This window comes from Amycolatopsis sp. NPDC003865 (assembly GCF_053605345.1).
Genome location: NZ_JBSGJA010000001.1, coordinates 878,015 through 899,768 on the forward strand (window position 1 = coordinate 878,015; position 21,754 = coordinate 899,768).

The window sequence follows — 21,754 nt, forward strand, 5'->3', positions numbered from 1 at the left end:
ACGCGGCGTGCCCGGGACTCACCAGGCACGCCGCTCAGGGCGGGAACGTTGGTCACTGACGTCCGATGCGCTGGTACACCTCCGGCCGGGTGCGCCGGTACCTGATCGCAATCGCGACCCCCAGCGCGAAGATCAGCGCGACCAGCGCCATCAGCAGGTTGGAGACGAGCGCCGAACCACCGGTCAGCACCGGGAAGTTCAGCACGCCCAGGACCAGGGTGATGCCAAGCCCGGCGGTCGCGACGACCGGCAGCACGGTCCGGTTGAGTGCCCGCTCCCCTGTGCCGTTCCTGCGCAGGTAGCGCGTCACGGCAACGCTGCTGGTGAAGAACACGATCATACCGGCGAGGGCCGCGACCCCGAGGCTCGCCGCGTAGAACTCGTAGGGCTCGACGTTCAGCAGCACAACCGGAACCATGACGAGTGCCGACGCGACGGTCACCACCATCGAGGCGATGTGGGGTGATCCGTGCTTCTTGTGGATCCCGCTCAGCGCGCTCGGCAGAATGCCGTCCGCGCTGAGGTTGAACGCGTACCGCGCCGCGTAGTTGTGCGCGCACAGCAGGACCGCGAACGAGCTGGTGTTGACCAGCACCCGGGCGGCGTCGGCGACGAACAGACCGCCGAACGTCTGCATGCTGGAGTGCATGCTTCCCTCCGGGTCACCCGTTACAATCGCCATCGCGTGATCGACGCCGAGCGAATTGATGAAAAGCCACGACGTGAGGGCGTAGATCAGGCCGGCGGCCACGATCACGCCGTACGTCGCCCGCGGGATCGTCCGATCCGGCTTGCGCACCTCGTCGCGGAACAGAACGGCGACCTCGAACCCGCCGAACATGCTCATCGCCAGCAGGAGGCCGACCCCGAAGGACCCGTCGAACAGGTGGCTCGGCGACAACGGCGCCGCGCTGATCCCCGACGCGCCGCCATGTCCGGCGACGGCGAAGTCGTAGACGGCGATGACGATCAGCTCGCAGAACAGCAGGATGGTGGTCAGTTTCGCCGAAACGCTGATGCGCAGGTATCCCAGCACGGCGGTGATCGCCCAGAACACGGCTCCCCAGACGTACCAGGGTGCGTGCGGACCGTGCAGTGTGTCGGTGACCAGCGAACCGAGCACGATGCCACCGAAGACGATGGTGCCGAAGGCGACGACGAAGTAGGCGACGAGCATGAGGAAGCCCGACCCGAGACCGACTGCCCGGCCCAATCCTTCCGTGATCAGCGAGTAGAAGGCGCCCGGCCGGGGCAAGGCCTTGGACATGCGGATGAAGCCGTTCGCGAAGGCGGCGAGGATGACACCGCTGATCACGAAGACCATAGGGGTGCCGATGCCGTTGCCGGCGATCAGCATCACCGGGAGCACACCGACGACGACCACCAGTGGCGCGTTGTAGCCCAGGATGCTGAAGAAGAGCTCGAGCGGCCCGAGATTGCCACGGAGGCGGGGACCGTCCTGCCGCACGGCGTCGGTCGAGGTTTGCGAATTGCTCACGCCGGTCCTCTTTCGTGGGAAGGGACGCTCCACGCTCGTCCTGGTGACACCCCGCGTCAAACGCGGTGCCCCGGTACGGGGAACGCCTCTGCTGGTGAAGTTGTGCGAGTATGCGCGCATGCCACACCCCTGTGGCACTAGTCACATGACCAAGGCGCGAGGCGGGCATTTGGTGTTTCACCAGTCGTCCGCGAACCGGCAACCGGCGTTCCGCACACGGTACCCCGCTCGCCATCGGGGCCCTGCCAGTTGAGCCAGTCGGATTTCTCCCAAAGATCACCGACAGGGTCGCAATCCGGCCAATGGCCCGAAGCCCCGTCGTCGGCCACGATTCCACAATCGACACGGCGACCGCCGCGCCGGCGAGGCACCCGAGTCCGGTAGAAGCGGAGAACACATGCCCAGCCCCGCACCACAGCCCGAGGGCCACCTGCCGAAGCGCCGGCTGCGGCCCGGCGACGTCCGGATCGTCGATCGGCCGGTGTTGCGCCGGGCGGTCACCGGAACGATCGTCGGCAATGTCATCGAATGGTACGAGTTCGGCGTATTCGGTTACCTGGTCACCACGATGGGCGCTGTCTTCCTGCCCAAGTCGGACCCGGCGGTCCAGTCGCTCTACCTGTTCGGCACGTTCGCCGTCACCTTCCTCGCGCGCCCGCTGGGCGGCATCTTCTTCGGCTGGCTCGGCGACCGCATCGGACGCCGGCGCACGCTGACGATCACGCTGTTCGTCATGGCGATCGCCACGTTCGCCACGGGCTTGCTGCCCGGCTACGCGGTCATCGGGTTCTGGGCACCGGTCCTGCTCGTGTTCCTCAAACTCGTGCAAGGGTTCTCGGCCAGCGGCGAATACACCGGCGGCGCCACGTTCATCAGCGAACACGCACCGGACCGCCGCCGCGGCTTTTATACGGGCTTCATGGGCACCAGCTACCTCGGCTTCGCCCTCGGCGCCGGCCTCGTCGCATTGCTGGAACTCGGCCTCGACCACGACGAGATGGTGCGGTTCGGCTGGCGCCTCCCGTTCCTCATCGCCGCCCCACTCGCCGGCATCGCCGTCTATTTCCGGTACCGCATCGAAGAATCTCCGGCGTTTTCGGATGCGGCGAAAAACGCCTTCGCGACCGACACGAAACCGGATGGCGTGGCGACGGTGTTGAAGTCGCAGTGGCGGCGCATCCTCGCGGTGACGGGGATTTCGGCCGCGGGGAACGTCATCGCCTACACCCTCACCTCGTACGTGCCCACCTACCTGACGTCGTCTCTCGGATTCGGCTCGACCCAAGGCGCGGCAGTGACGTTTCCGCTCTACGTCGTGGCCGCGATCGGTGTACAGCGTTTCGCGACACTGTCCGACCGCCTCGGACGCAAGCCGATCCTGTTCTTCGGCGCGGCAGCCGGGATCGTGCTGCCCATACCCGCGTTCCTTCTGATGGCCGGCGGTCGGCCGATCGAGGCTCTCCTGGGCACCGCGTTCATCGCCCTCCCGGCGATGGTGTTCTCGTCCAGCTTCGCGGCAACCCTGCCAGCGCAGTTCCCCACGCGAGCACGGTCGAGTGCGCTTGGCCTCTCCTACAACGTCGGCAACGCCGCGCTGGGCGGTACCGCTCCGCTCGTCATCGCAGCGTTGATCGGCACTACCGGCGACAAACTGATCCCCGCGTACTACTTGATCGCGGCGGCCGTGATCGGTGGGGTGTCCGTCTTCTTCATCCGGGAGACAGCACGGCGTCCGCTACCGGGCTCGCTACCCACCGCCGGTTCCGAGGCCGAGGCGGCTGAGCTGGTCCGAACCCAGGACGACAACCCGGACCTCGACCTCGACGCCATGCCGCTTTCCCTGGCCGACAGCAGCTCAGCCGAACCGGGAAACCGCGCCAGGTAATTCGAAGATGGGACCGATGATGATCTCGACCACCGAATGTCTCTGCCTATGCGTCCCGTCCGGCCACGAACACAACATCTGCGCCGGAGCGGCCCAGCCCGGAGCGGTTGTCCCGCTGGCGGGAAGCAGGCGGACCGTGCTCGTACCGGCGTGCGCGCCATGCCGGGACGCCGTGCGCTCGAAGCTCGTTTCCCTGCCACACAGAAGTTCCCCGCCCCCGCAACGCGCGGGCGCCTCCCCCGCAGCTCCCAGCTGTTTTCGTCCGGCGCGCGATCAGCGGCTCCAGCCCCTGACCGAGCGCGATTGGGACGAGGCCGCGCTGACCGGCCCCGGGCGACGGTCCGCCCGGTGGCCGGGCTCGTCAAGCATGCCGGGCTAGCCTCCCCCGGCCACGCTTCTCGGAGGACTGTCGCCTGCCACAGATCATCCTTTGGCGCGCAGCGAATCCAGCCGCCCGAGCGCGTGAAGGCGGCGGGCACCGGAACCTGCGAGCGCGAGTCCGGGCACCGACTATCTCCTACTACGTACCCGCGATGATCTCGTGAAAGGCGAGCAAGCAGAGGCAGCGCGTGTTTCCACGGTTGCCCTACGCCGCGCTGTGCCATCTCCGGCATCCCCGACGGGGCGAACCAGTCCTCCCGGACCTCGGCCGCTGCTTCACCCTGGCCGACTTCCCGTCCAGCCGGCCCCCACAGCGATCTTCACCGCCGCGGCCGACCTCATCGGGCAACTTGACCGCCGCGCCTGGAAGGCCGGCTCCGCGGTCACCGACGCGCAGGGTGTTCCTCGTCGTCATCCCGTGGTGTCGCCGATAACATTCCTACGAACTTCACACCATCCGAAACCTAGAGATCACCACTCTTAACAAGCGGGTTCAGATACCGTTGGTCTTCTGAGGTGCTTAGCGGAGCCTCGCCGATCATCAGACAGTCCCCGGCATATCGGCTGCGCGCCTGGCACCTGCGCCCTTGGCGAGCCGACTAGCTCGAGCAGTAGATCTGCAGCATGGCCGAAGCCTCCAGCGCATCGGGCTGGCCGGACGGCGAGTGGAGCACCGCGCAAGGGACCTGTCCTGTCCAGCATTCAGCCCGGGAAATCCGGCCACCACCGTCTGGCGACGACGCTTCGACGAAGAAGCGGACAAACCAAAAAGGTTCGCACGTTAGTCCAGGCCGATTGTCCATGCGGGCGAGAAGGCCGTTGGCCGGCGGAACATGGCGGAGCGGTCTGGCCGGTCGGACCGAATCGACTCGCGGTGGCCGCCGAAGTCGAGCATGAAGGAAGGCGACTATGCCCCGGCCGCTGCCTTCATCAGGGCTGCTGCCGCCACCTGCAGGCCGTCCAAGGTGCCCAGCTCGAGATCCTCGTGCTCGATGTTGACCGCCATGTCCGGGTCGACCTTGCGCAACGCACGCAGGAACTCCGTCCACCACGCAGTGTCGTGCCCGCGGCCGACCGCGACGAAGTCCCAGCTCGACGCCGGCGGCCACGCGTTCAGCGTGTACCGGCCGCCCAGGGACACCGGATCGCGAGTGACCCGGGTGAAGCGGTCGTCCAGCACCCCGTTCACGCGGGCCCGGTCGTTGATCCGCGTGTCCTTCGCCGCGGCGTGGAAGACCAGCTCGCCCAGGTCCTCTACCGCCGCGACCGGGTCGATGCCCTGCCAGAACAGGTGACTCGGGTCCAGCTCCGCGCCCAGCGCGCGGGCACCGATCCGTTCGACCAGCCGCCGCAGCGTCGCCGGGTTGAAGACCAGGTTGTGCGGGTGCATCTCCAGGCACACCTTCACGCCGTGCTCGACGGCGAGCGCGTCGATCCGCCGCCAGAACTCGGCTGCCAGCTCCCACTGGTACTCCAGGGAATCCAGGTACGCGCTGTCCCACGGGACGACGTTCCAGGCCGGGACCGTGCCAACCGGCTCGGCGGCCGGCAACCCCGACATGGCGACCACCCGGCCAACGCCGAGCAGACCAGCGACGCGGATCGCGCGTTCCAGCTCCTCGGCGTCCGGCCCGCTGACCGCCGAGTCGGGGTGCAGGACGTTGCCGTTGACGTTGAGCCCGGTCAGCTCCAACCCCGCCTTCTCGAACACAGCCAGGTAGTCGGCGGCGGCCAGCGAACCGTCGAGGAGGTCGGCGACCGGCAGGTGCGGCGCGGGGAGGAAGCCGCCCGCGTTCACCTCGGCTCCCGTGAGACCGAGCGACGCGATCACGTCCAGGGCCTCGGCGAGGGGCCGGTCGTGCAGGATCGCGGTGTAGACGCCGAGCTTCATCCCAGCTCCTTCGTGACACGTTCGAGCATGAATTTCGAGGATTCGACGGCGCGTTCTTCCCAGGCGAAGACGCAGACCGTCGCGACGCCGTCGAACTCGATGTCCCGCAGGGTGCCGAAGAACGCGTCCCAGTCGACTTCGCCCTGGCCGATGTCGAGGTGCTGGTGGATCCGCGCCGGCGTGCCGGGCGGGTTCATGATGTACCGCAGGCCCGAAGAACCCTTGTGGTTGAACGAATCGGCGAGGTGCAAGTGCGTCAGCTTCGGTCCCGCGTAGCGCAGCATCCGGCCGACGTCGGCACCGGGGTCGTCGCCGGAGAGGTGGAACGTGTGCGGCGCGCAGTAGAGGTAGTTCACCCACGGCTTGTTGATCGCCCGCACCAGGTCGACACCCGCGTCGTTGACCTCGCAGAAATCATCCGGGTGCGGCTCGAGGGTGAGCGCGATGCCCTCGCGCTCGAACACCGGCAGCAGCTCCTCCATCGAACGCCAGAACGCGGCCTCGCTCTCGGCCGCACGCTCCGGGCGGCCGTTGAACTCGGAGTTCATCAGCTCGCAGCCGAGCTCGGCGGTGACCTCGATCATCCGCTTCCAGTACCGCACGGCGGCCTGCCGCTCGGTCTCGTCCGGGCTGGACCACTTGTACAGCGGCAGCACGCTCGACAGCGACACGCCGGACTCGCGCAGCACCGCCTTGAGTTCGGCGACCTTGCCGTCGTCGGCTCGCGGATGCAGGAAGAACGGCATGAAGTCATCGCGGGGCGACAGCTCGATGTACTCGTAGCCGATGTCCGCCACCGTCCGTACCATCTCGGCCATCGGCAGCTTCCGCAACATGTACGGGTCGAGGGCGATCTTCACCGCGCACCTCCGGCGTAGAAGGCGGGCCGGTCCTTCATCGTGACGCCGACGATCCGGCCGGTCCGCAAAGCTTCGACCAGCGCGTCGCCGATCACGGTGGCGGCGTAGCCGTCCCAGGCCGACGGCCCGGTCGGCTCGCCCACCGCGACGGCGTCGACCCACTCCTGGAACTCGACATCGAAGGCTGTCACGAACCGTTCGCGCCAGTCCGCCGGGACGGCGGTCCGGGTCGTACCCGACGTCCGGACCGCGGCGCGCGCCGGCTCGGGGAGGCGAACCAGCCCCGTCTCCCCCACCGCCTCGCACTGGATGTCGTAGCCCCACTGGCAGTTGACGAACACCTCAAGGTCGATCCGGACGCCCGCCGCGGTCTCGAACAGCATGATCTGCGGGTCCCGCAACCCCTCGCGGGCGTGGCGGGTCCGCCGCGGCGTCAGGACCTGGACGCCGGTGATCTCGTCGTCGAGCAGCCAGCGCAAGACGTCGATCTCGTGCACGGCGGTGTCCAGCGCGGCCATCTCCGAGTGGTACGACTCCGGCACGGTCGCGTTGCGGTGCGCGCAGTGCACCATCAGCGGCACGCCGATCTCACCGGCGTCCAGAACGGACTTCAGCTCGCGGTAGCCGCGGTCGTAGCGCCGCATGAAGCCGACCTGGACCAGCCGGCGTCCGAACGCCATCTCGGCCTCGACGATCCGCAGGCAGTCCGCGGCCTCGGTGGCCAGCGGTTTCTCGCAGAACACCGGCTTGCCGGCGGCGATGGCGGCCAGCACGTGCTCGGCGTGCGTCGGCCCCCACGACGTCACCAGCACGGCATCTACCTCGGGCAGTCCGATGAGGACATCGGCGGACTCGACGGCACGGGCCCCCACCGCGGTGGCGACCTCGGTGGCGCGCGCGGCGTCGAGGTCGGTCACGGCGACGACCTCCGCGCCGGTGATGACATCGGTCAGGCGTCGCACGTGGTCCTGGCCGATCATGCCGGCCCCGATCACTCCCACCCGTACGGTCACGGCGGGCTCTCCTTTCTCAGTCGGCCGTCTTCACGGCCAAGACGGGGACGTCCGCGGCGAGCAGCAGGCGCTGGGCGAGGCTGCCCAGCACGAGCTTGCCCACCGGCGAACGACGTTTCATGCCGATGACCAGCAGGTCGACCTCGCCGGCGCGCTCGTCGAGCAGCGCCAGGACGTGGTCGGCGACGTCGACGTTCGGCGGCCGTTCGAGCACCTTCGCGTCGGCGGGTGCTTCGAGCGGGCTCAACCGCAGGTTCGCCACGAGCAGCGGGGTGCGCCGCAGCTCGGCTTCCTCAGCCGCGCGGGCCAGCGCGAGGTCGCCTTCCTCGGAATCGGTGACGGCCACGAGGATCGCCATGGTCAGGCCTCCGTTCCGGCGATGGCGGGCTCCCGGGTGAACCGGGTGTGCAGCTCGGTTTCCAGGTTTTCCAGCGAGCGGCCCCGGGTTTCCGGGACGACCTTCGCGACGAAGGTGATCGCTGCGACGCCGAGGACAACGAAGATGAAGAACGTGTTCGAGATGTGCAGGGCGTCGACCAGCACGGGGAAGGTCAGCCCGATCGCGAAGTTCGTCAGCCAGAGCACCAGCCCGCAGATGCCGAACCCGAACCCGCGCAGCTTGAGCGGGAAGATTTCCGAGAGCATCAGCCAGGTGACCGGCGAGATCGCGCCCTGCTGGAACGCCAGGAACGTGACCGTCAGCGCCAGCACGACGAACGCGCGGCCCTCCCCCGCCGGCAGCAGCAGGGAGAACACGCCGATCAGCAGCAGCGCAGTCGTCGTGCCGAGCTGCCCGACGATCAGCATCGGCCGCCGGTTCACCTTTCCCAGCAGGTAGATCCCGACGAACGTGGCCAGCACCGAGATGACGCCGTTGGCGATGTTCGCCGTCAGGGCGCCGTTGGCCGAGAAGCCGGCGTCCTTCAGGATCTGCGTGCCGTAGTACATGATCGAGTTGACGCCGGTGATCTGCTGGACGATCGCGATCCCGATCCCGACGAACACGAGCCGCCGGATCCACGGCGTCGCCAGGTCGCGCAAGCCGCCGGTCTGGGACTTCTTGTCCTCCAGCGCCAGCTGCTCGACCTCGGCCAGCTCGGCTTGGGCGCGCTGCGCCGAGCGGACCTGCTTCAGCACGGCCAGCGCATCGGCGAAGCGGTCCTTCGACGCCAGCCAGCGCGGGCTTTCCGGCATGGCGAGCATGCCGAACCACAGCACGACCGCCGGCAAGGTCGCGATGACGAGCATCCAGCGCCAGACGCCGCCGGACTCGCCGAAGGCGTTGCCGATGATCGCGTTGAAGGTGAAGGCGAGCAGCTGGCCGGTGACGATCATCAGCTCGTTCTGGGTGACCAGCCGTCCCCGCCGTTCGGTCGGCGACACCTCGGCGAGGTAGGTCGGCACGGTGACCGACGCGCCGCCGACGGCGAGGCCAAGGACGAACCGGCCCAGCACCATCACCGCCGTGGTTGGGGCGAAGGTGCAGGTCAGCGTGCCGAGCAAGAAGATGACGGCCAGCATGAGGATGTTCCTGCGCCGGCCGCGCCGGTCGGACAGCCGCCCGCCGACGACCGCGCCGAGGGCGGCGCCGAGCAGCAGGGAGCTGGTGACCAGGCCTTCGGTGAACGGGGTGAGCCCGAGGTCGGTGGCCATGTAGGGCAGGGCTCCGTTGATGACGCCGGTGTCGTAGCCGAAGAGCAGGCCGCCGAAGGTGGCGATGATCGTGACCAGCCGGAGGCGGCGCCCGTGCGGGCCCTTGGTGTCGAGCGGAACAGCCGGCGGCTTCGTTGCTGCGCTGTGTGCCATGGATGTGCTCCTGTGCAGGAGTGGTGCGCCGGTCCCCACCGGCGCGGATCGGTTTGGTGTCCCCGTGGATCCCTGGTGCGTCGGATGGTTCAGCGGGCGGCGGGCCGCTTGCGGCCGGACAAGCCGCACCCGGCCAGGTACTCGCGGGTGCGCACCGCGATCGGCAGCGGCACCTCGGCGGCACAGGGGTAGAGGTCCTGCTCGACGATGACGAACAGATCCGCGTCCAGGGCGGCCAGCGCGTCGACGATCGACGCCGGGTCGGGCACGCCGGCGGGCGGCTCGACGCAGACACCGCGCTTCACCGCCTCCCCGAAGGAAAGCTTCTCGGCGGCGACGTGGGCCAGCACGTCGGCGTCCATCTGCTTGATGTGGACGTACCCGACACGCTCACCGAACCGGCGGATCAGGTCGAGGTTGTCACCGCCGCCGTAAGCCACGTGCCCGGTGTCGAGGCACAGGTTCGCGTAGCGCGAGTCGGTCTCGTTCAGGAACCGCTCGATCTCGGGCTGGGTCTGGATGTGGCTGTCGGCGTGCGGGTGCAGGCACAGCTGCACGTCGTACTCCTCCAGCAGGATCCGGCCGAGCTCGTTCGCGCGGCCGCCGAGGGAGTTCCACTGCTCGGCGGTCAGCTCCGGGCTTTCGGTGTACTCGCCGGTTTTCTCGTCGCGGTACATCGGCGGGATGTAGACCAGGTGGTGCGCTCCGGCCGCGGCGGTCAGCTCGGCGACCCGGCGGGTCTCGGCGAGCATCGTGTCCCAGGCCTCCGGGCGGTGCAGGGCGCCGAACGTGGTGCCGCCGGAGACCTGCAGGCCGCGAACGCTCAGCGCGTCGGCCAGTTCACGCGGGTCGGTCGGGAGGTAGCCGTACGGGCCGAGCTCCAGCCAGGTGTAGCCGGCGGTGACGAGCTCGTCGAGGAAGCGGGTGTAGGGCACCTGCTGCGCGTCCTCGGGGAACCAGACCCCCCAGGAGTCGGGCGCGGAGCCCAGGCAGAGATTGCCGGCGACGGTGCGTGCGGACGTCGTTGTCACGGAAGGGGCCCTTTCTAGGACGAGGTCGGGAAGTGGAAGGCGGCGTCGACGGATCGGGTGACGCGCGGCCATCGGGTCGTGACGACCTTCGGGCGGGTGTAAAAGCGGATGCCCTCGGGGCCGTGGATCGGGCTGTCGCCGATCAGGGAGTCCTTCCAGCCGCCGAAGGAGTAGTAGGACATCGGGACCGGGATCGGCACGTTGACGCCGATCATCCCGACCCGCACCTCGCGCTGGAACCGGCGCGCGGCCTCGCCGCTGGAGGTGAACAGCGCGGTGCCGTTGCCGTAGGGGTTGGCGTTGATCAGGGCGATCGCCTCGTCGAGGGTCTCGACGCGCACGACGGCGAGCAGGGGACCGAAAACCTCGTCGCGGTAGACGTCCATCGACGGCCGGACGTGGTCGACCAGCGACGGGCCGGTGAAGAAGCCGTCGCCCCCGGCGTCCAGCTCACGGCCGTCGACGACCACGGTGGCGCCCTGGGCGGCGGCGGTCGCGACGGCGTTCTCGACGCGGTCCTTGGCCGCGGCGGTGATGACCGGGCCCATCTCGCTGGCCGGGTCGTCGCCGGGACCGACCTTGACCGCACGGGCCTTGGCGGCCAGCGTCGCGACCAGCGCGTCCGCGGCGTCGCCGACCGCGACGGAGACCGAGATCGCCATGCACCGCTGCCCGGCCGAGCCGAACGCCGCCGCAGTCAGGTGGTTGGCGGCGAACTCCAGATCGGCGTCCGGCAGGACCACGGCGTGGTTCTTCGCGCCGCCGAGTGCCTGCACGCGCTTGCCGGTCGCGGTGGCGCGCTCGTGGACGTACTTCGCGATGGGCGTCGACCCGACGAACGACACCGCGGCAACGTCCGGGTGCTCCAACAGCGCGTCGACGGCGGTCTTGTCGCCGTGCACGACGTTGAAGACCCCGTCGGGCAGGCCGGCCTCGGCGTACAGCTCGGCGACGAGGTTCGACGCCGAGGGGACGCGCTCGCTCGGTTTGAGCACGAAGGTGTTGCCGGTGGCGATGGCCATCGGGTGCATCCAGAACGGGACCATCACCGGGAAGTTGAACGGCGTGATCCCGGCGCACACGCCGAGGGGCTGGCGGAAGCTGAGCACGTCGACGTCGCGGGAAACCTGGTCGGAGAAGCCGCCCTTGAGCGCGTCGGCGATGCCGCAGGCGTACTCGACGACCTCGCGGCCGCGGACGATCTCGCCGCGGGCGTCGTCGAGGACCTTGCCGTGCTCGGCCGAGATGATCTTCGCCAGGTCGGTCTCGTGCCGGACGAGCAGCTCGCGGAAGGCGAACAGGATCTGGGATCGCTGCGAGAGCGACGAGTTGGCCCAGGTTTCGAAGGCCTTGCCCGCCGCGGCGACGGCGGTGTCCACCTCGGACTTGCCGGCTAGGAGGACTTCTGCCTGTTGCCGGCCGGTGGCCGGGTTGTAGACCGGGGCGGCCCGGCCGGAACCGGCGGCGGAGCCGTTGATCCGGTGTTCGATGGTCTGCACGCTGGTTCTCCTAGAGGTAGTGGCGCTGGCCGCGTTTCGCGGCGGCGTAGTCTTCGCGGGCCTTGCGGGTGGTGTCCAGTTCGGACACTTCGCTCACCGGGACGTCCCACCAGCCGGATCCCGGCGGATTCGGGCCGTAGAGGTCGGTTTCCACATGCACGACGGTCGTCGCCCGGGCCGCCTTCGCCTGGGCCATGGCGGCGCGGAAGTCCGCGACGGTGGACGCTTGGAGCACGTTCGCGCCGAGGCTGGCCGCGTTGGCCGCCAGGTCGACGGGCAGCACACCGCCGTCGAGCCGGCCGGTGTCGCCGCGGTAGCGGTACTGCGTGCCGAACCGCTGCGAACCCAAGGACTCCGAGAGTGAGCCGATCGAGGCGAACCCGTGGTTCTGCACGAGTACCACGATCACCTTGAGTCCTTCGGACACCATGGTGACCAGTTCCTGGGCCATCATCAGGTACGAGCCGTCACCGACGAGCACGACGACCTCGCGGTCCGGCGCCGCGAGCTTGACCCCGAGCCCCGCGGCGACTTCGTAGCCCATGCACGAGTAGGCGTATTCGACGTTATACGACTTGGGGTCGCGGGCGCGCCAGAGCATCTGGAGGTCACCGGGGAGCGAGCCGGCGGCGTTGATCACGACATCTCGGTCGTCGAGTACGTCCTGCAGCGCGCCGAGGATCTCCGTCTGTGCGGGCAGGGGCCCATGCCCGGCGGTGAAGCAGGCGTCCGTGGTGCGGCGCCAGTCGTCGGCCAGCAGCCGGGGGCGGGTGCGGTACGCGTCGTCGACCTGCCAGCCGTCGAGGGCCTGGTGCAGGGCGTCGATGCCGAGGCGGGCGTCGGCCTGCAGCGGGATCGCCGCGTGCTTGACCGCGTCGAGGCGCGTGACGTTGAGGTTGACGAACACCGGGTCGCCGAAGGCGGTGTGGCTGGCGGTGGTGAAGTCGCTGTAGCGAGTGCCGATGCCGAGCACGACGTCGGCTTCGGCGGCGAGTGCGTTGGCGGCCGCCGTGCCGGTCGAGCCGAGGCCGCCGACCGCGCACGGGTGGTCCCACGGGATCGCGCCCTTGCCGGCGTGGGTGTCGGCGACCGGGATGCCGGTGGCCGCGGCGAACGCGCGCAGCTGTGCGGTGGCCTGGGCGTAGACGACCCCGCCGCCGGCGACGATCAGCGGTTTCCGGGCCTTGCGCAGTGCTTCGACGGCGCGGATCACGGCGTCCGGTTCGGGTACCGGACGTCCGATGTGCCAGACGCGGCGGCGGAAGAACTCCTCCGGCCAGTCGTAGGCCTCAGCTTGGACGTCCTGCGGCAGGCAGAGCGTCACGGCGCCGGTTTCGGCCGGGTCGGTGAGCACCCGCATCGCGGAAAGGGCGGCCGGGATCAGCTGCTCGGGCCGGGTGATGCGGTCGAAGTACTTGGATACCGGACGGAAGGCGTCGTTGACCGTGACGTCTCCGGCACGGGGGTCCTCCAGCTGCTGGAGCACGGGGTCCGGCGCGCGGGTGGCGAACATGTCGCTGGGCAGCAGGAGCACCGGGAGGCGGTTGGTGGTGGCCAGCGCGGCACCGGTGATCATGTTGGTCGAGCCCGGGCCGGTGGACGCGGTGCAGGCGAAGGTCGCCAGCCGGTCGCGGGTCTTGGCGTAGGCCGCGGCGGCGTGGACCATGCCCTGCTCGTTGCGGCCCAGGTAGTACGGCAGGTCAGCTTCGCCGGTCTCGGCGGCCTGCAACAGGGCCTGGCCGAGCCCGGCGACATTGCCGTGGCCGAAGATGCCGAAGCAGCCGGGGATGAGCCGCTGTTCGACGCCGTCGCGCTCGCTGTACTGGACGGCCAGGAACCGGACGAGTGCCTGAGCGGTGGTCAGCCTCATCGGACGCTCCCCCAGGTTTCGCGGACCCAGGCGTGCGCCGGATCGTCGGTGATCAGCCACGCTCGGTCCGTACCGGGGCCGGCCATGACGTTGAGGTAGTAGAGGTCGTAGCCGGGCGCGGCCATCGACGGGCCGTGCCAGCCGTGCGGCACGAGCACGACGTCGCCGGAGCGAACCTCGGCGAGCACGTCGATCGGGCGGTCTTCGGTGCCGTAGACGCGCTGGTAGCCCATCCCGTCGCCGGCGACCTCGAAGTAGTAGATCTCCTCCAGTTCGCGCTCGTTCTCGCCGTGCTCGTCGTGCTTGTGCGGCGGGTAGGACGACCAGTGCCCGCCCGGGGTGAGCACCTCGCAGACCAGCAGCCGATCGGCGTCGAACGTGCCCGGCAGGCAGTAGTTGTGCACCTCGCGGGCGCACGTGCCGGCGCCGCGGGCTTCGCTCGGCACGTCGGCGGCCGGGCCGTACCGCGCTGGCAGGTGCTTCTCGCACCGCGCGGACGGCAGCGCGAAGCGGCCCCCGGCGTCGCTGGTGACGGTGAACTCCGTGTCGCGCGGCAGGTAGGCGAAGTCGGTGACGCCATCGAAGACGTCCTTCCTGCCCGCCAGGTCGAAGACGTCGCCGTCGGTCGTGACGCGGCAGGATCCGGACAATGGGAGGACGAGGTGCTCGGCGTCGCCGGTGGTGATCCGGGCCGAGCCACCTGGCGGCAGGTCGAGGATGCGCAGGCCGGAGTAGCCCCAGCCGGCGGATTCGGGTCTGACGACCGTCGGGAAGGGACCGTCGCTCGTGGACAGCGCGGGCAGGTGGTGCTTGCTCACAGCAGGCTCACCGCCCGGTCGACCGCGCCGGCGACGTCGCCGGAGGCCGGGTAGAGCAGCGACCGGCCGACGACCAGGCCCTGCACGGTCGGCTGAGCAAGCGCCTGCCGCCAGGCCTTGAAGGCGGCCTCGGCGTCGGCTACTTCGCCGCCGAGCAGCAGCACCGGCAGCGTGGAAGCCGCCAGGACGCGGGGCATGTCGTCCACTACCGGGAGCTTGAGCCAGGTGTACGCGGTGCGCCGGCCGAGACCGGAGGCGATGGTGATCGACTTGATCACCGCGTCCGGGGTGAGGTCGTTGCGGATGCGGCCGTTCTCCCAGTGGGACAGGAACGGTTCGACCATGGCGATGAGGGCGCGGTCGTTGAGAGCGTCGATCGCGTGGGCGGAGTTTTCGAGCGCATCGGCGGTGGCCGGGTCCTCCAGCGCGATGCGCGTGAGCATCTTGCCGCCGTCGAAGCCGAGGTCGGCGAGGGTTTCGGCGTCGTAGCCGGTGAAGCGGTCGTCGATCTCGAACGCCGACCCCGCGAGGCCGCCGCGGTTCATCGAGCCGAACACGCTCTTGCCGTCGAGCACGCCGAGCAGCAGCAGATCCTCGAGGATGTCGGCGGTCCCGAGGACACCGGTGACGCCGGGGCGCTCGAGCGCGACGCACAGACGGTCGAGCAGTTCACCGCGATCGGCCATGGCGGCCGGGTCGGCGCCGACGGCGTTCGCGCCGCGGGCAGGGTGGTCGGCGGCGATGATCATGGCCCGGCCGTGGTCGCCGAGCACGGACTTCGCCTTGGCGCGCTTCGCCGCGGCCTCGGCGATCGCGCCGGGGTCTTGGACGCGAGTGGTGACGATCGTGCGGACACGGTCAGACACGGGAGACCTCCGCGAGCTTGGCAAGGACCTGGGCCTCGGTGGGCATGGCGTCGGCGCAGGACAGCTCTCCGGCGACGTGCGCGCCGGCGGCGTTGGCGAATCCGATCGTGCGGCGGGTGTCCCAGCCGGCGAGCAGGCCGTGGCAGAGCGCGCCGCCGAACGCGTCACCGGCACCGAGGCCGTTGACCACCTCGACCGGGACGGGCGGCACCTCGACCGGCCCGTCGTCGTCGGCCGCGAGCACGCCGCGGGGGCCCTGCTTGACGACCGCGAGCGAAACACCCTTGTCTCGCAGGGCTTTGACTGCCTCGTGCGGGTCGCGGGTGCCGACCGCCGTCTCGCACTCGTCGAGATTCCCAGCGGTGACGGTGACATGGCGCAGGGCCTCGCCGACCCAGTGCCGAGCCTCGTCGCGGGAGGCCCAGAACATCGGCCGGTAGTCGAGGTCGAGCACGGTGACGCCCCGGCGGCCGCGGGCTTCCAGCGCCGCCAGGGTCGCGGCGCGGCTCGGTTCCTCACACAGCCCGGTGACGGTCACCCAGAACACGTCCGCGGCCCGGACGGCGTCGAAGTCGACCTCGTCCGGCGCGATGTCGAGGTCAGGCGCCTTCGGCGCGCGGTAGAAGTAGAGCGGGAAGTCGTCCGGCGGGAAGATTTCGCAGAACGTCACCGGGGTGGGCAGGTCCGCGGACTCGCCGACGAAACGGTCCGAAACCCCGTAGCCGCCCAGGGCCTTGTAGACGAACCGGCCGAACGGGTCGGCCCCGACCTTGGTGACCACGGCCGACCGGCGGCCGTGGCGGGCCGCGGCGACCGCCACGTTGGTCGCACTGCCGCCCAGGAACTTGCCGAAGGACGTGACGTCCTCCAGCCCGACCCCGACTTGCTGCGGGTAGACGTCCACCCCCACCCGGCCCATGGTCAGCACCTCGAACTCCGGTTCCACCTGCGTACCTCCGCCGCGTCACGCTGACTGTCGCGCTCTACTAGCGCGCTCTAGTGGCAGGAACTATGCTGTCCTCGAACACGGGATGTCAAGGCCCTGGAAGAATCGGGGTGGCAGATTCCGGCCAACGGAGCAGAGGCGGAGCGGACGTGCACGACGGCGAACCCACGAGCAGGTCAGCCAAGCCCACGATGGCGGACGTCGCTGCGAAGGTCGGCGTCTCCCGGGCGCTCGTCTCGCTGGTTTTCCGAGGTCAGCCCGGTGCCAGCCAGGAGACCCGCGACCGCGTGTTCGCTGCGGCGGAGGAGCTGGGCTACCGCCCGGACAACGCCGCGCGGCTGCTCGCCCGCGGCCGCAGCCGCACCCTCGGCGTCATGCTGACGGTGCACCAGCCGTTCCAGGCCGACCTCGTCGAAGGGATTTACCCCGAAGCCGAACGGCTCGGCTACGACGTGCTGCTGTCAGCCACGGCGCCGGCGCGGGACGAGGCCAAAGCCGTCGAAGCGCTGCTGTCCCACCGGTGCGAGGCCCTCATCCTGCTCGGCCCCACCGCCGAGTACCGCACCCTGGACGAGCTGGGGCGCCGCACCGTCGTGTCGATCGTCGGACGGCGGCTGCCGGGCGCCCACGTCGACAGCGTCCACACGGCCGACACGAAGGGGGTCCGCCAGGCGATCGACTACCTGGTAGAGCTGGGCCACCGGGAGATCGTCCACATCGACGGCGGCAAGGAACCTGGCTCGGCCGACCGCCGCCGCGCGTACCGGGCGGCCGTCCGCCGTCACAAACTCCCCGACCGCGTGCTGCCCGGCGCCCACGATGAAGAGGCCGGCATGGCCGCAGCCCGGCAGCTGCTGGCCGAGGACCATCTGCCGACCGCGGTGCTGGCGGGCAACGACCGGTGCGCAATCGGCCTGATGGCCACCCTGACCCGGGCCGGGTTGGAGGTGCCCCGCGACATTTCCGTGGTCGGCTACGACGACAGTCACCTGTCCCACCTGTCTCACATCGACCTGACGACGGTCCGCCAGGACGCGACGGGACTGGCGGAACACGCGGTCCGCGTGGCGATCAGCCGCCTCGAAGACGACTCGGCTTTGCCAACGGAAACCGTCCTTGACCCCAAGCTGGTGGTGCGAGGGACGACCGGGCCGCCGCGCGACCAGCTCGGGTGACGTCGCGGCACTACGCGCCCAGTTCGGCCGCCCAGAACTTGACCTTCGCAGACGGCCCGCCTCCCTGGGCATTGCGATCGTCAGTTCCAGCTCAACCGAACCGAGCTCGAACAGCGGCTCCGCGCCTGCCCCTGCCTGGCCTCGGCCAGTTCCTCACGAGGTGGCCGACCATCTCCGCAAGCTCGACAGTGGTCAACAAGCGCCCCTTCGCTGCGGAGTAACAGCAGGCACGCTTCCGGCGCGGACGAAGGCGTGCGCGGCCTCCCACGAGCCGCCCCACTTGGGCCAGAGCTGCTGGAGCAGGTCGCATTGCGCGGCCAGGAAACGGCCGACACCACTCATGGAGTCCTCGCCGTGCTAGCCATCCAGAGCGGACGTCTCTACCGGCTCAGCTGAACCAAGACAGTGAACGAAGGGACCGACGAGGGAGGCTAAGCGGCCTCGGAAGGCTTCGCCGTCGAACCAGGGGGTGACCCATTAAGGAGCGCCGTCGGCCACGCGGGATGACGGCCGCCGACTGGGCGGTCACAGCTTCCGCGGCCGCCCACCTCCGACTCCCGGGCCGGGACGGCCGGCCGCCCACATCTCGATCTCAGGCCTGCGATCCCGGGCCCACCCCGGCGTGCGGCCGATGATGACGTCGGGCTCGGGAAAAGGGTGCGTGTCGGCGTAACGAGAGCGCCAGTTGGCGACCGCACGGTGGGTGATGCCGAACCAGCCGGCGATTTCGACCATGTCGACGTAGCGGTAGGTCGTGTCCGGGTTCGCCGGAGGACCGTCGGTGATCTTGCGCTGGCCGTCGCCCACCCGGCGAACCTAGCAGGGACTGCCGCTGCGACCTGGGCACTTACCTCGGCGTGTTCTCCAGGTCCAGCGCCACCAGCACGCCCCGCAATGCATTGACCTCTCGCAGGAACTGCACCTTCTGCTGGGCAGCCGCGGCCGACCAGTCCGGTTCGGCAAGCGGGTCGCCGACGTAGAGGACGACGTTCGGGCCGAGCTGCCAGAGCACGCTGTTGACCGCGGCGGCCGCAACCGCCAGCTCGTCGACGTCGGCGCCGTACCAAGTCAAAGCCGTCGGGTCCAAGCCGCGATTGCGGATCACCTGCGCTGCCGCCCGGAAGAGCCCGCCGGTGCCGACCGTGTCGTCGACGAAGGACTGGCCAGGCTTGACGTCCCCGAGCATGACCGAGGTCAGAGCGAGGGCGACGTCTCCAGGGGTGTACATCTGGGCGTCGACCTTCGTGGCCGCCGGAGACCGCAGCGCGCCGAGCACCGGCCCGAACAGGTCGGCGCCGAACCGGCGGTCACCACTGGTCAGCTCGAGCTGCCCTGCCGCAAGGGCGGCGTCGGCGGTGCGTTTGATGCGGACGGCCAGCTGCTCGTCCCCTCCGTGGAGCCAGTCCACGATGGGAGCGGCCATGCGCAGGACGTCCGGTCGCTGCGCCAGCACCGCTCGCCACACCCAGCGAGCCAAGCCGAGGAACTCGGCTGGCGACCGGCCACGGACCCACTCCGCGAAGTCGACATTCCGGCGTCCGGCCAGGCCGGCGAGCGCCAGTGTGGCGACGATCCCCAGCGGCACATCCGGCCGGTCGGGCCCGCCGCCGCGGTGCCAGGCCCGAGCCACCTCGACGGCTATCTTCAGGGCATGACACTCGGCGTTGATCGGGTTCCCCGGCCCGGCCGCACCCGCTCGGTGATTCATCGCGTCCTCCAAATATCCTTGTTGACTTAGTACTCGCAGTTTGCTTACCGTAAACCGAGATGACCAAGTACACAAGGTTTATGGAGCTGCGATGACGTCTAAACCCGAGCCAGCCCGGTGGCGGCCACCCGCACCGCGAGAGCTGCCCGCTCTACGCGAGCACCTCGCCGACTATCTGCAAACCGAGTACGCGTACCTGTTCACCGCGAAAGCACTGCGAGAAGGGCGCGGAACCCTCCGGCCGGACGCCGGCCCGGAAGCCGGAGCCGTGCTCCTGCTGGCCGACGAATACCAGCGGCTCCGCGACGCGCAGCTGTTCTACGTGACCGCCGACATCACGAAGCTCGTCCGCCAAGCGGCGCCGAGCCTGCAGGACAAGTGGGAGATCCAGCCACACGACCTTCCCGCCCAGACCGGTTTCATGCTGTTCGCCGAGCCGATGGCCGAGTACATCCGGGACACCGACGGCAAGCGGATCGACATCGTCGGTGTGTCGTGGGGTGGCACGGAGTTGCTGACCAGTGAGACCGGCGGGCTGTGGTTGAGCTTCTGGAGCGTCACGGACTTCGCGACGACCAAGAGGTTGGCCCGCGAAGCCGGCGCCACCGAGCGGCAGGCTGAGGTCTCGGCCCGGCGCCAACACGCCGAACTGACGTGGGACAACGAAATCTACCTGCCGTGGGGCGCGACCGCGCCGGCGCTCGACAAGTCGCTGCCACGCGTCCGATCGATCGACCCGAGCAAGGTCGCGGCCGCCGAGACGACGATCACCTGGCTGCAGACCGTCCATGCGGGCTGGATCTTCTGCAGCCCCAACACGCTGACCGACACGGCGGAGGAACATCTGCCCCGAACTCAGCGCGTCCGGGCCGAACGTGCCGGGCACACGACGTCACCGGTTCGCGTCGTGTCAGTGCGGCATCGGACGTCCTCGAAGTCCGCGCGCCGGGGCGAGCCTTCGAGTCGCACCGTGAGCGTGCGGTTCCCGGTCGCTCCGTTCTTCCGGCGCCAGGCTTACGGACCCGGTCGACAGCTGCGCAAACTCACGCCTGTCGCCGGGCACTGGCGGGGACCCGCCGACGCACCGGTCCAGATCTCCAAGAAGGTCAACCTCGTCGACACCCCGCTCGACCGCCCTCGCGATTGAAGGAGGGTCCACAATGGGCATGGAAGCCTGCTTCAGCGAAACGTGTCCTGGCTGCGATGCCGCTGCCAGCAGGAAGCACGATCGGATGTGCGACGTCGCCCGCTGCCTGAAAACGGGACTTCAGCGAAACAGTTGCACCGCCGCACGCCGGTGCGGCGCCGACCGTTAGGACGGGCACTGGCCTGGCTTGCAGGACTGCCTTATCTTCGACCTCACGACCGACACCGGCTTCCCGGACTTCAACCGACTCTACGCGGAAGCGACGTGGGACCCTTCGTCACGTCGCTGGCGAATCACCAAACGCTGACCGCCAAGCCCCCTCGATGCGCAGATCTGCCCGCGCGACGGTCACGAAGCCCTCGATCGTGTCCTGGAACTTCTGCCGTGCAACGTCGTCGTCACCACGTTGAGGTTCCTGCACGGTGCCGCCGAAACCCGCACGACTGGAGTCCTGAATCATCCGAACTGTCTCCACTAGGGACCGGCCTGTGACCAACACGCTGTCGAGCATTACGTTGAGGGTTTCGTCGCCGAAGAACGTTGCTTGGACGACGGCGTTTTCCAGCGCGTCGAACGCCGGCTGCGGATCGACCGGTGCCCGGTCGCGCCAGACCGGGATTCGGTGCAGCCGATAGGCGGCGAGCGTGACCGCCGGAAACAGCTGCCCCTTTCGTTGCAGCACCAGGTAGTTCTCGGCGCCGTCGTCCAAGCCGGTGGTCATGGGAAGTCGTAGCCGAGGTTCGTCGCGACGTCTTCGACGAAGTTCTGTCCGTCGATGCGCGCGTCGCGGTTCTGCACGTCCCACGCGGCGTCGTCGATCGCGTCACCGCCGTCGCCGAGCGCTCCGGCGACCAGGTCGACCAGGCTGCGTGCTTCGTCCTGGTCGAGGTCGTAGCCTTGGGCCGCGTAGGCGGCGGCGTTGTCGAGATCGTCCTCGGTGTACTCGTCCATGCTTGTCTCCCACTGGCGAATCGTCGGTGCGACGAAGACAGGGCTGTGGCCGAGGCCCACTAATTCATGATCACGTGCGGCAGGTGAGGATCAGCCGAACTTCAGCACCGCGCCATGCCCCGTCGTCCGTCGCTGCCGCCGGGCGGTAGTGCCAGGCTGGGTGGTTCGAACTGGCCAGGGTCTGTCGGCATCGGCAGCGTTCGGTGCGCCACCAACCGGGGTGGATCTTCAGGCGCGCCCGCTCCGTGCCTGGCGTAGCCTGGGCGCGCTGGATGATCTCGCTGAGGGTTCCGGCCCGGATGAGCAGGTGGCCGTGGGCCTCGCCGTGATGGGTGACCCATTCGACAGCCCTGGGTGTCGGCGTGACTTCTTCTCCCATGTGGCCTCACCGCTTCGTTCGGTGAAGACA

Annotated in this window: 20 protein-coding genes; 3 read left to right on the top strand and 17 right to left on the bottom strand. The window is 69.3% G+C overall.

All coding sequences use genetic code 11. The annotated features are described in order from the left end of the window. Nucleotides 1-52: 52 nt before the first annotated feature. Complete coding sequence (locus ACWEVP_RS03840) at nucleotides 53-1,498, bottom strand: APC family permease (protein WP_452061110.1); 1,446 nt, start codon at nucleotides 1,496-1,498, stop codon at nucleotides 53-55. Nucleotides 1,499-1,895: 397 nt separating this feature from the next. Between ACWEVP_RS03840 and ACWEVP_RS03845 the strand changes: the two genes are divergently transcribed. After that, nucleotides 1,896-3,383 carry an MFS transporter gene (locus ACWEVP_RS03845; protein ID WP_452061111.1) on the top strand — a complete coding sequence of 496 codons (1,488 nt, stop codon included), beginning with the start codon at nucleotides 1,896-1,898 and terminating at the stop codon, nucleotides 3,381-3,383. Nucleotides 3,384-4,671: 1,288 nt separating this feature from the next. Here the strand turns inward: ACWEVP_RS03845 and ACWEVP_RS03850 are convergent. The 11 genes from ACWEVP_RS03850 to iolC form a co-directional block, all read right to left on the bottom strand. Beyond that, a complete protein-coding gene (locus ACWEVP_RS03850) occupies nucleotides 4,672-5,655 on the bottom strand; it encodes a sugar phosphate isomerase/epimerase family protein (RefSeq protein ID WP_452061112.1) in 984 nt (327 codons plus the stop codon). Continuing rightward, entirely contained in the window at nucleotides 5,652-6,515 is an 864-nt protein-coding gene (locus ACWEVP_RS03855; protein ID WP_452061113.1) for a sugar phosphate isomerase/epimerase family protein, read from the bottom strand. Before ACWEVP_RS03855 ends, ACWEVP_RS03850 begins: the two co-directional genes overlap by 4 nt. Further along, on the bottom strand, nucleotides 6,512-7,528 hold the full coding sequence (locus ACWEVP_RS03860; RefSeq protein ID WP_452061114.1) for a Gfo/Idh/MocA family oxidoreductase: 1,017 nt from the start codon (nucleotides 7,526-7,528) through the stop codon (nucleotides 6,512-6,514). The genes ACWEVP_RS03855 and ACWEVP_RS03860 overlap by 4 nt, the downstream gene beginning before the upstream one ends. Before the next feature lie 16 nt (nucleotides 7,529-7,544). After that, nucleotides 7,545-7,886, bottom strand: coding sequence for a universal stress protein (locus ACWEVP_RS03865; protein WP_452061115.1), 342 nt, complete (start codon nucleotides 7,884-7,886; stop codon nucleotides 7,545-7,547). A 2-nt stretch (nucleotides 7,887-7,888) separates the two neighbouring features. Continuing rightward, complete coding sequence (locus ACWEVP_RS03870; protein WP_452061116.1) at nucleotides 7,889-9,334, bottom strand: sugar porter family MFS transporter; 1,446 nt, start codon at nucleotides 9,332-9,334, stop codon at nucleotides 7,889-7,891. 89 nt (nucleotides 9,335-9,423) lie between these two features. Further along, the gene (locus ACWEVP_RS03875; protein WP_452061117.1) at nucleotides 9,424-10,365 is read right to left on the bottom strand and encodes a TIM barrel protein; all 942 of its coding nucleotides are present in this window, start codon (nucleotides 10,363-10,365) and stop codon (nucleotides 9,424-9,426) included. Nucleotides 10,366-10,379: 14 nt separating this feature from the next. After that, nucleotides 10,380-11,864 (bottom strand): CoA-acylating methylmalonate-semialdehyde dehydrogenase, encoded by a 1,485-nt coding sequence (locus ACWEVP_RS03880; RefSeq protein WP_452061118.1) that lies wholly within the window; start codon nucleotides 11,862-11,864, stop codon nucleotides 10,380-10,382. A 10-nt stretch (nucleotides 11,865-11,874) separates the two neighbouring features. After that, entirely contained in the window at nucleotides 11,875-13,734 is a 1,860-nt protein-coding gene (gene iolD / locus ACWEVP_RS03885; RefSeq protein ID WP_452061119.1) for a 3D-(3,5/4)-trihydroxycyclohexane-1,2-dione acylhydrolase (decyclizing), read from the bottom strand. Further along, on the bottom strand, nucleotides 13,731-14,552 hold the full coding sequence (iolB, locus tag ACWEVP_RS03890) for a 5-deoxy-glucuronate isomerase (RefSeq protein WP_452061120.1): 822 nt from the start codon (nucleotides 14,550-14,552) through the stop codon (nucleotides 13,731-13,733). The genes iolD and iolB overlap by 4 nt, the downstream gene beginning before the upstream one ends. Continuing rightward, complete coding sequence (locus ACWEVP_RS03895) at nucleotides 14,549-15,418, bottom strand: Cgl0159 family (beta/alpha)8-fold protein (protein ID WP_452061121.1); 870 nt, start codon at nucleotides 15,416-15,418, stop codon at nucleotides 14,549-14,551. Before ACWEVP_RS03895 ends, iolB begins: the two co-directional genes overlap by 4 nt. Further along, a complete protein-coding gene (iolC, locus tag ACWEVP_RS03900) occupies nucleotides 15,411-16,364 on the bottom strand; it encodes a 5-dehydro-2-deoxygluconokinase (protein ID WP_452061122.1) in 954 nt (317 codons plus the stop codon). The genes ACWEVP_RS03895 and iolC overlap by 8 nt, the downstream gene beginning before the upstream one ends. 191 nt (nucleotides 16,365-16,555) lie before the next feature. Between iolC and ACWEVP_RS03905 the strand changes: the two genes are divergently transcribed. Next, the gene (locus ACWEVP_RS03905; protein WP_452061123.1) at nucleotides 16,556-17,539 is read left to right on the top strand and encodes a LacI family DNA-binding transcriptional regulator; all 984 of its coding nucleotides are present in this window, start codon (nucleotides 16,556-16,558) and stop codon (nucleotides 17,537-17,539) included. A 525-nt stretch (nucleotides 17,540-18,064) separates the two neighbouring features. Here the strand turns inward: ACWEVP_RS03905 and ACWEVP_RS03910 are convergent. Together ACWEVP_RS03910 and ACWEVP_RS03915 are read right to left on the bottom strand one after the other, a co-directional pair. Beyond that, nucleotides 18,065-18,346 carry a hypothetical protein gene (locus ACWEVP_RS03910; RefSeq protein ID WP_452061124.1) on the bottom strand — a complete coding sequence of 94 codons (282 nt, stop codon included), beginning with the start codon at nucleotides 18,344-18,346 and terminating at the stop codon, nucleotides 18,065-18,067. A 40-nt stretch (nucleotides 18,347-18,386) separates the two neighbouring features. Continuing rightward, nucleotides 18,387-19,247, bottom strand: a complete 861-nt coding sequence (locus tag ACWEVP_RS03915; protein ID WP_452061125.1) for an N-6 DNA methylase — start codon at nucleotides 19,245-19,247, stop codon at nucleotides 18,387-18,389. Between the two features lie 91 nt (nucleotides 19,248-19,338). Between ACWEVP_RS03915 and ACWEVP_RS03920 the strand changes: the two genes are divergently transcribed. Further along, the gene (locus tag ACWEVP_RS03920) at nucleotides 19,339-20,394 is read left to right on the top strand and encodes a hypothetical protein (protein ID WP_452061126.1); all 1,056 of its coding nucleotides are present in this window, start codon (nucleotides 19,339-19,341) and stop codon (nucleotides 20,392-20,394) included. Nucleotides 20,395-20,671: 277 nt separating this feature from the next. Here the strand turns inward: ACWEVP_RS03920 and ACWEVP_RS03925 are convergent, their stop codons facing one another. The 3 genes from ACWEVP_RS03925 to ACWEVP_RS03935 form a co-directional block, all read right to left on the bottom strand. Further along, on the bottom strand, nucleotides 20,672-21,115 hold the full coding sequence (locus ACWEVP_RS03925; protein ID WP_452061127.1) for a hypothetical protein: 444 nt from the start codon (nucleotides 21,113-21,115) through the stop codon (nucleotides 20,672-20,674). Beyond that, nucleotides 21,112-21,345 carry a hypothetical protein gene (locus ACWEVP_RS03930; RefSeq protein WP_452061128.1) on the bottom strand — a complete coding sequence of 78 codons (234 nt, stop codon included), beginning with the start codon at nucleotides 21,343-21,345 and terminating at the stop codon, nucleotides 21,112-21,114. The genes ACWEVP_RS03925 and ACWEVP_RS03930 overlap by 4 nt, the downstream gene beginning before the upstream one ends. Nucleotides 21,346-21,415: 70 nt before the next feature. Beyond that, nucleotides 21,416-21,724: a hypothetical protein gene (locus ACWEVP_RS03935; RefSeq protein ID WP_452061129.1), complete on the bottom strand. Its 309-nt coding sequence runs from the start codon at nucleotides 21,722-21,724 to the stop codon at nucleotides 21,416-21,418. Nucleotides 21,725-21,754 lie beyond the last annotated feature (30 nt).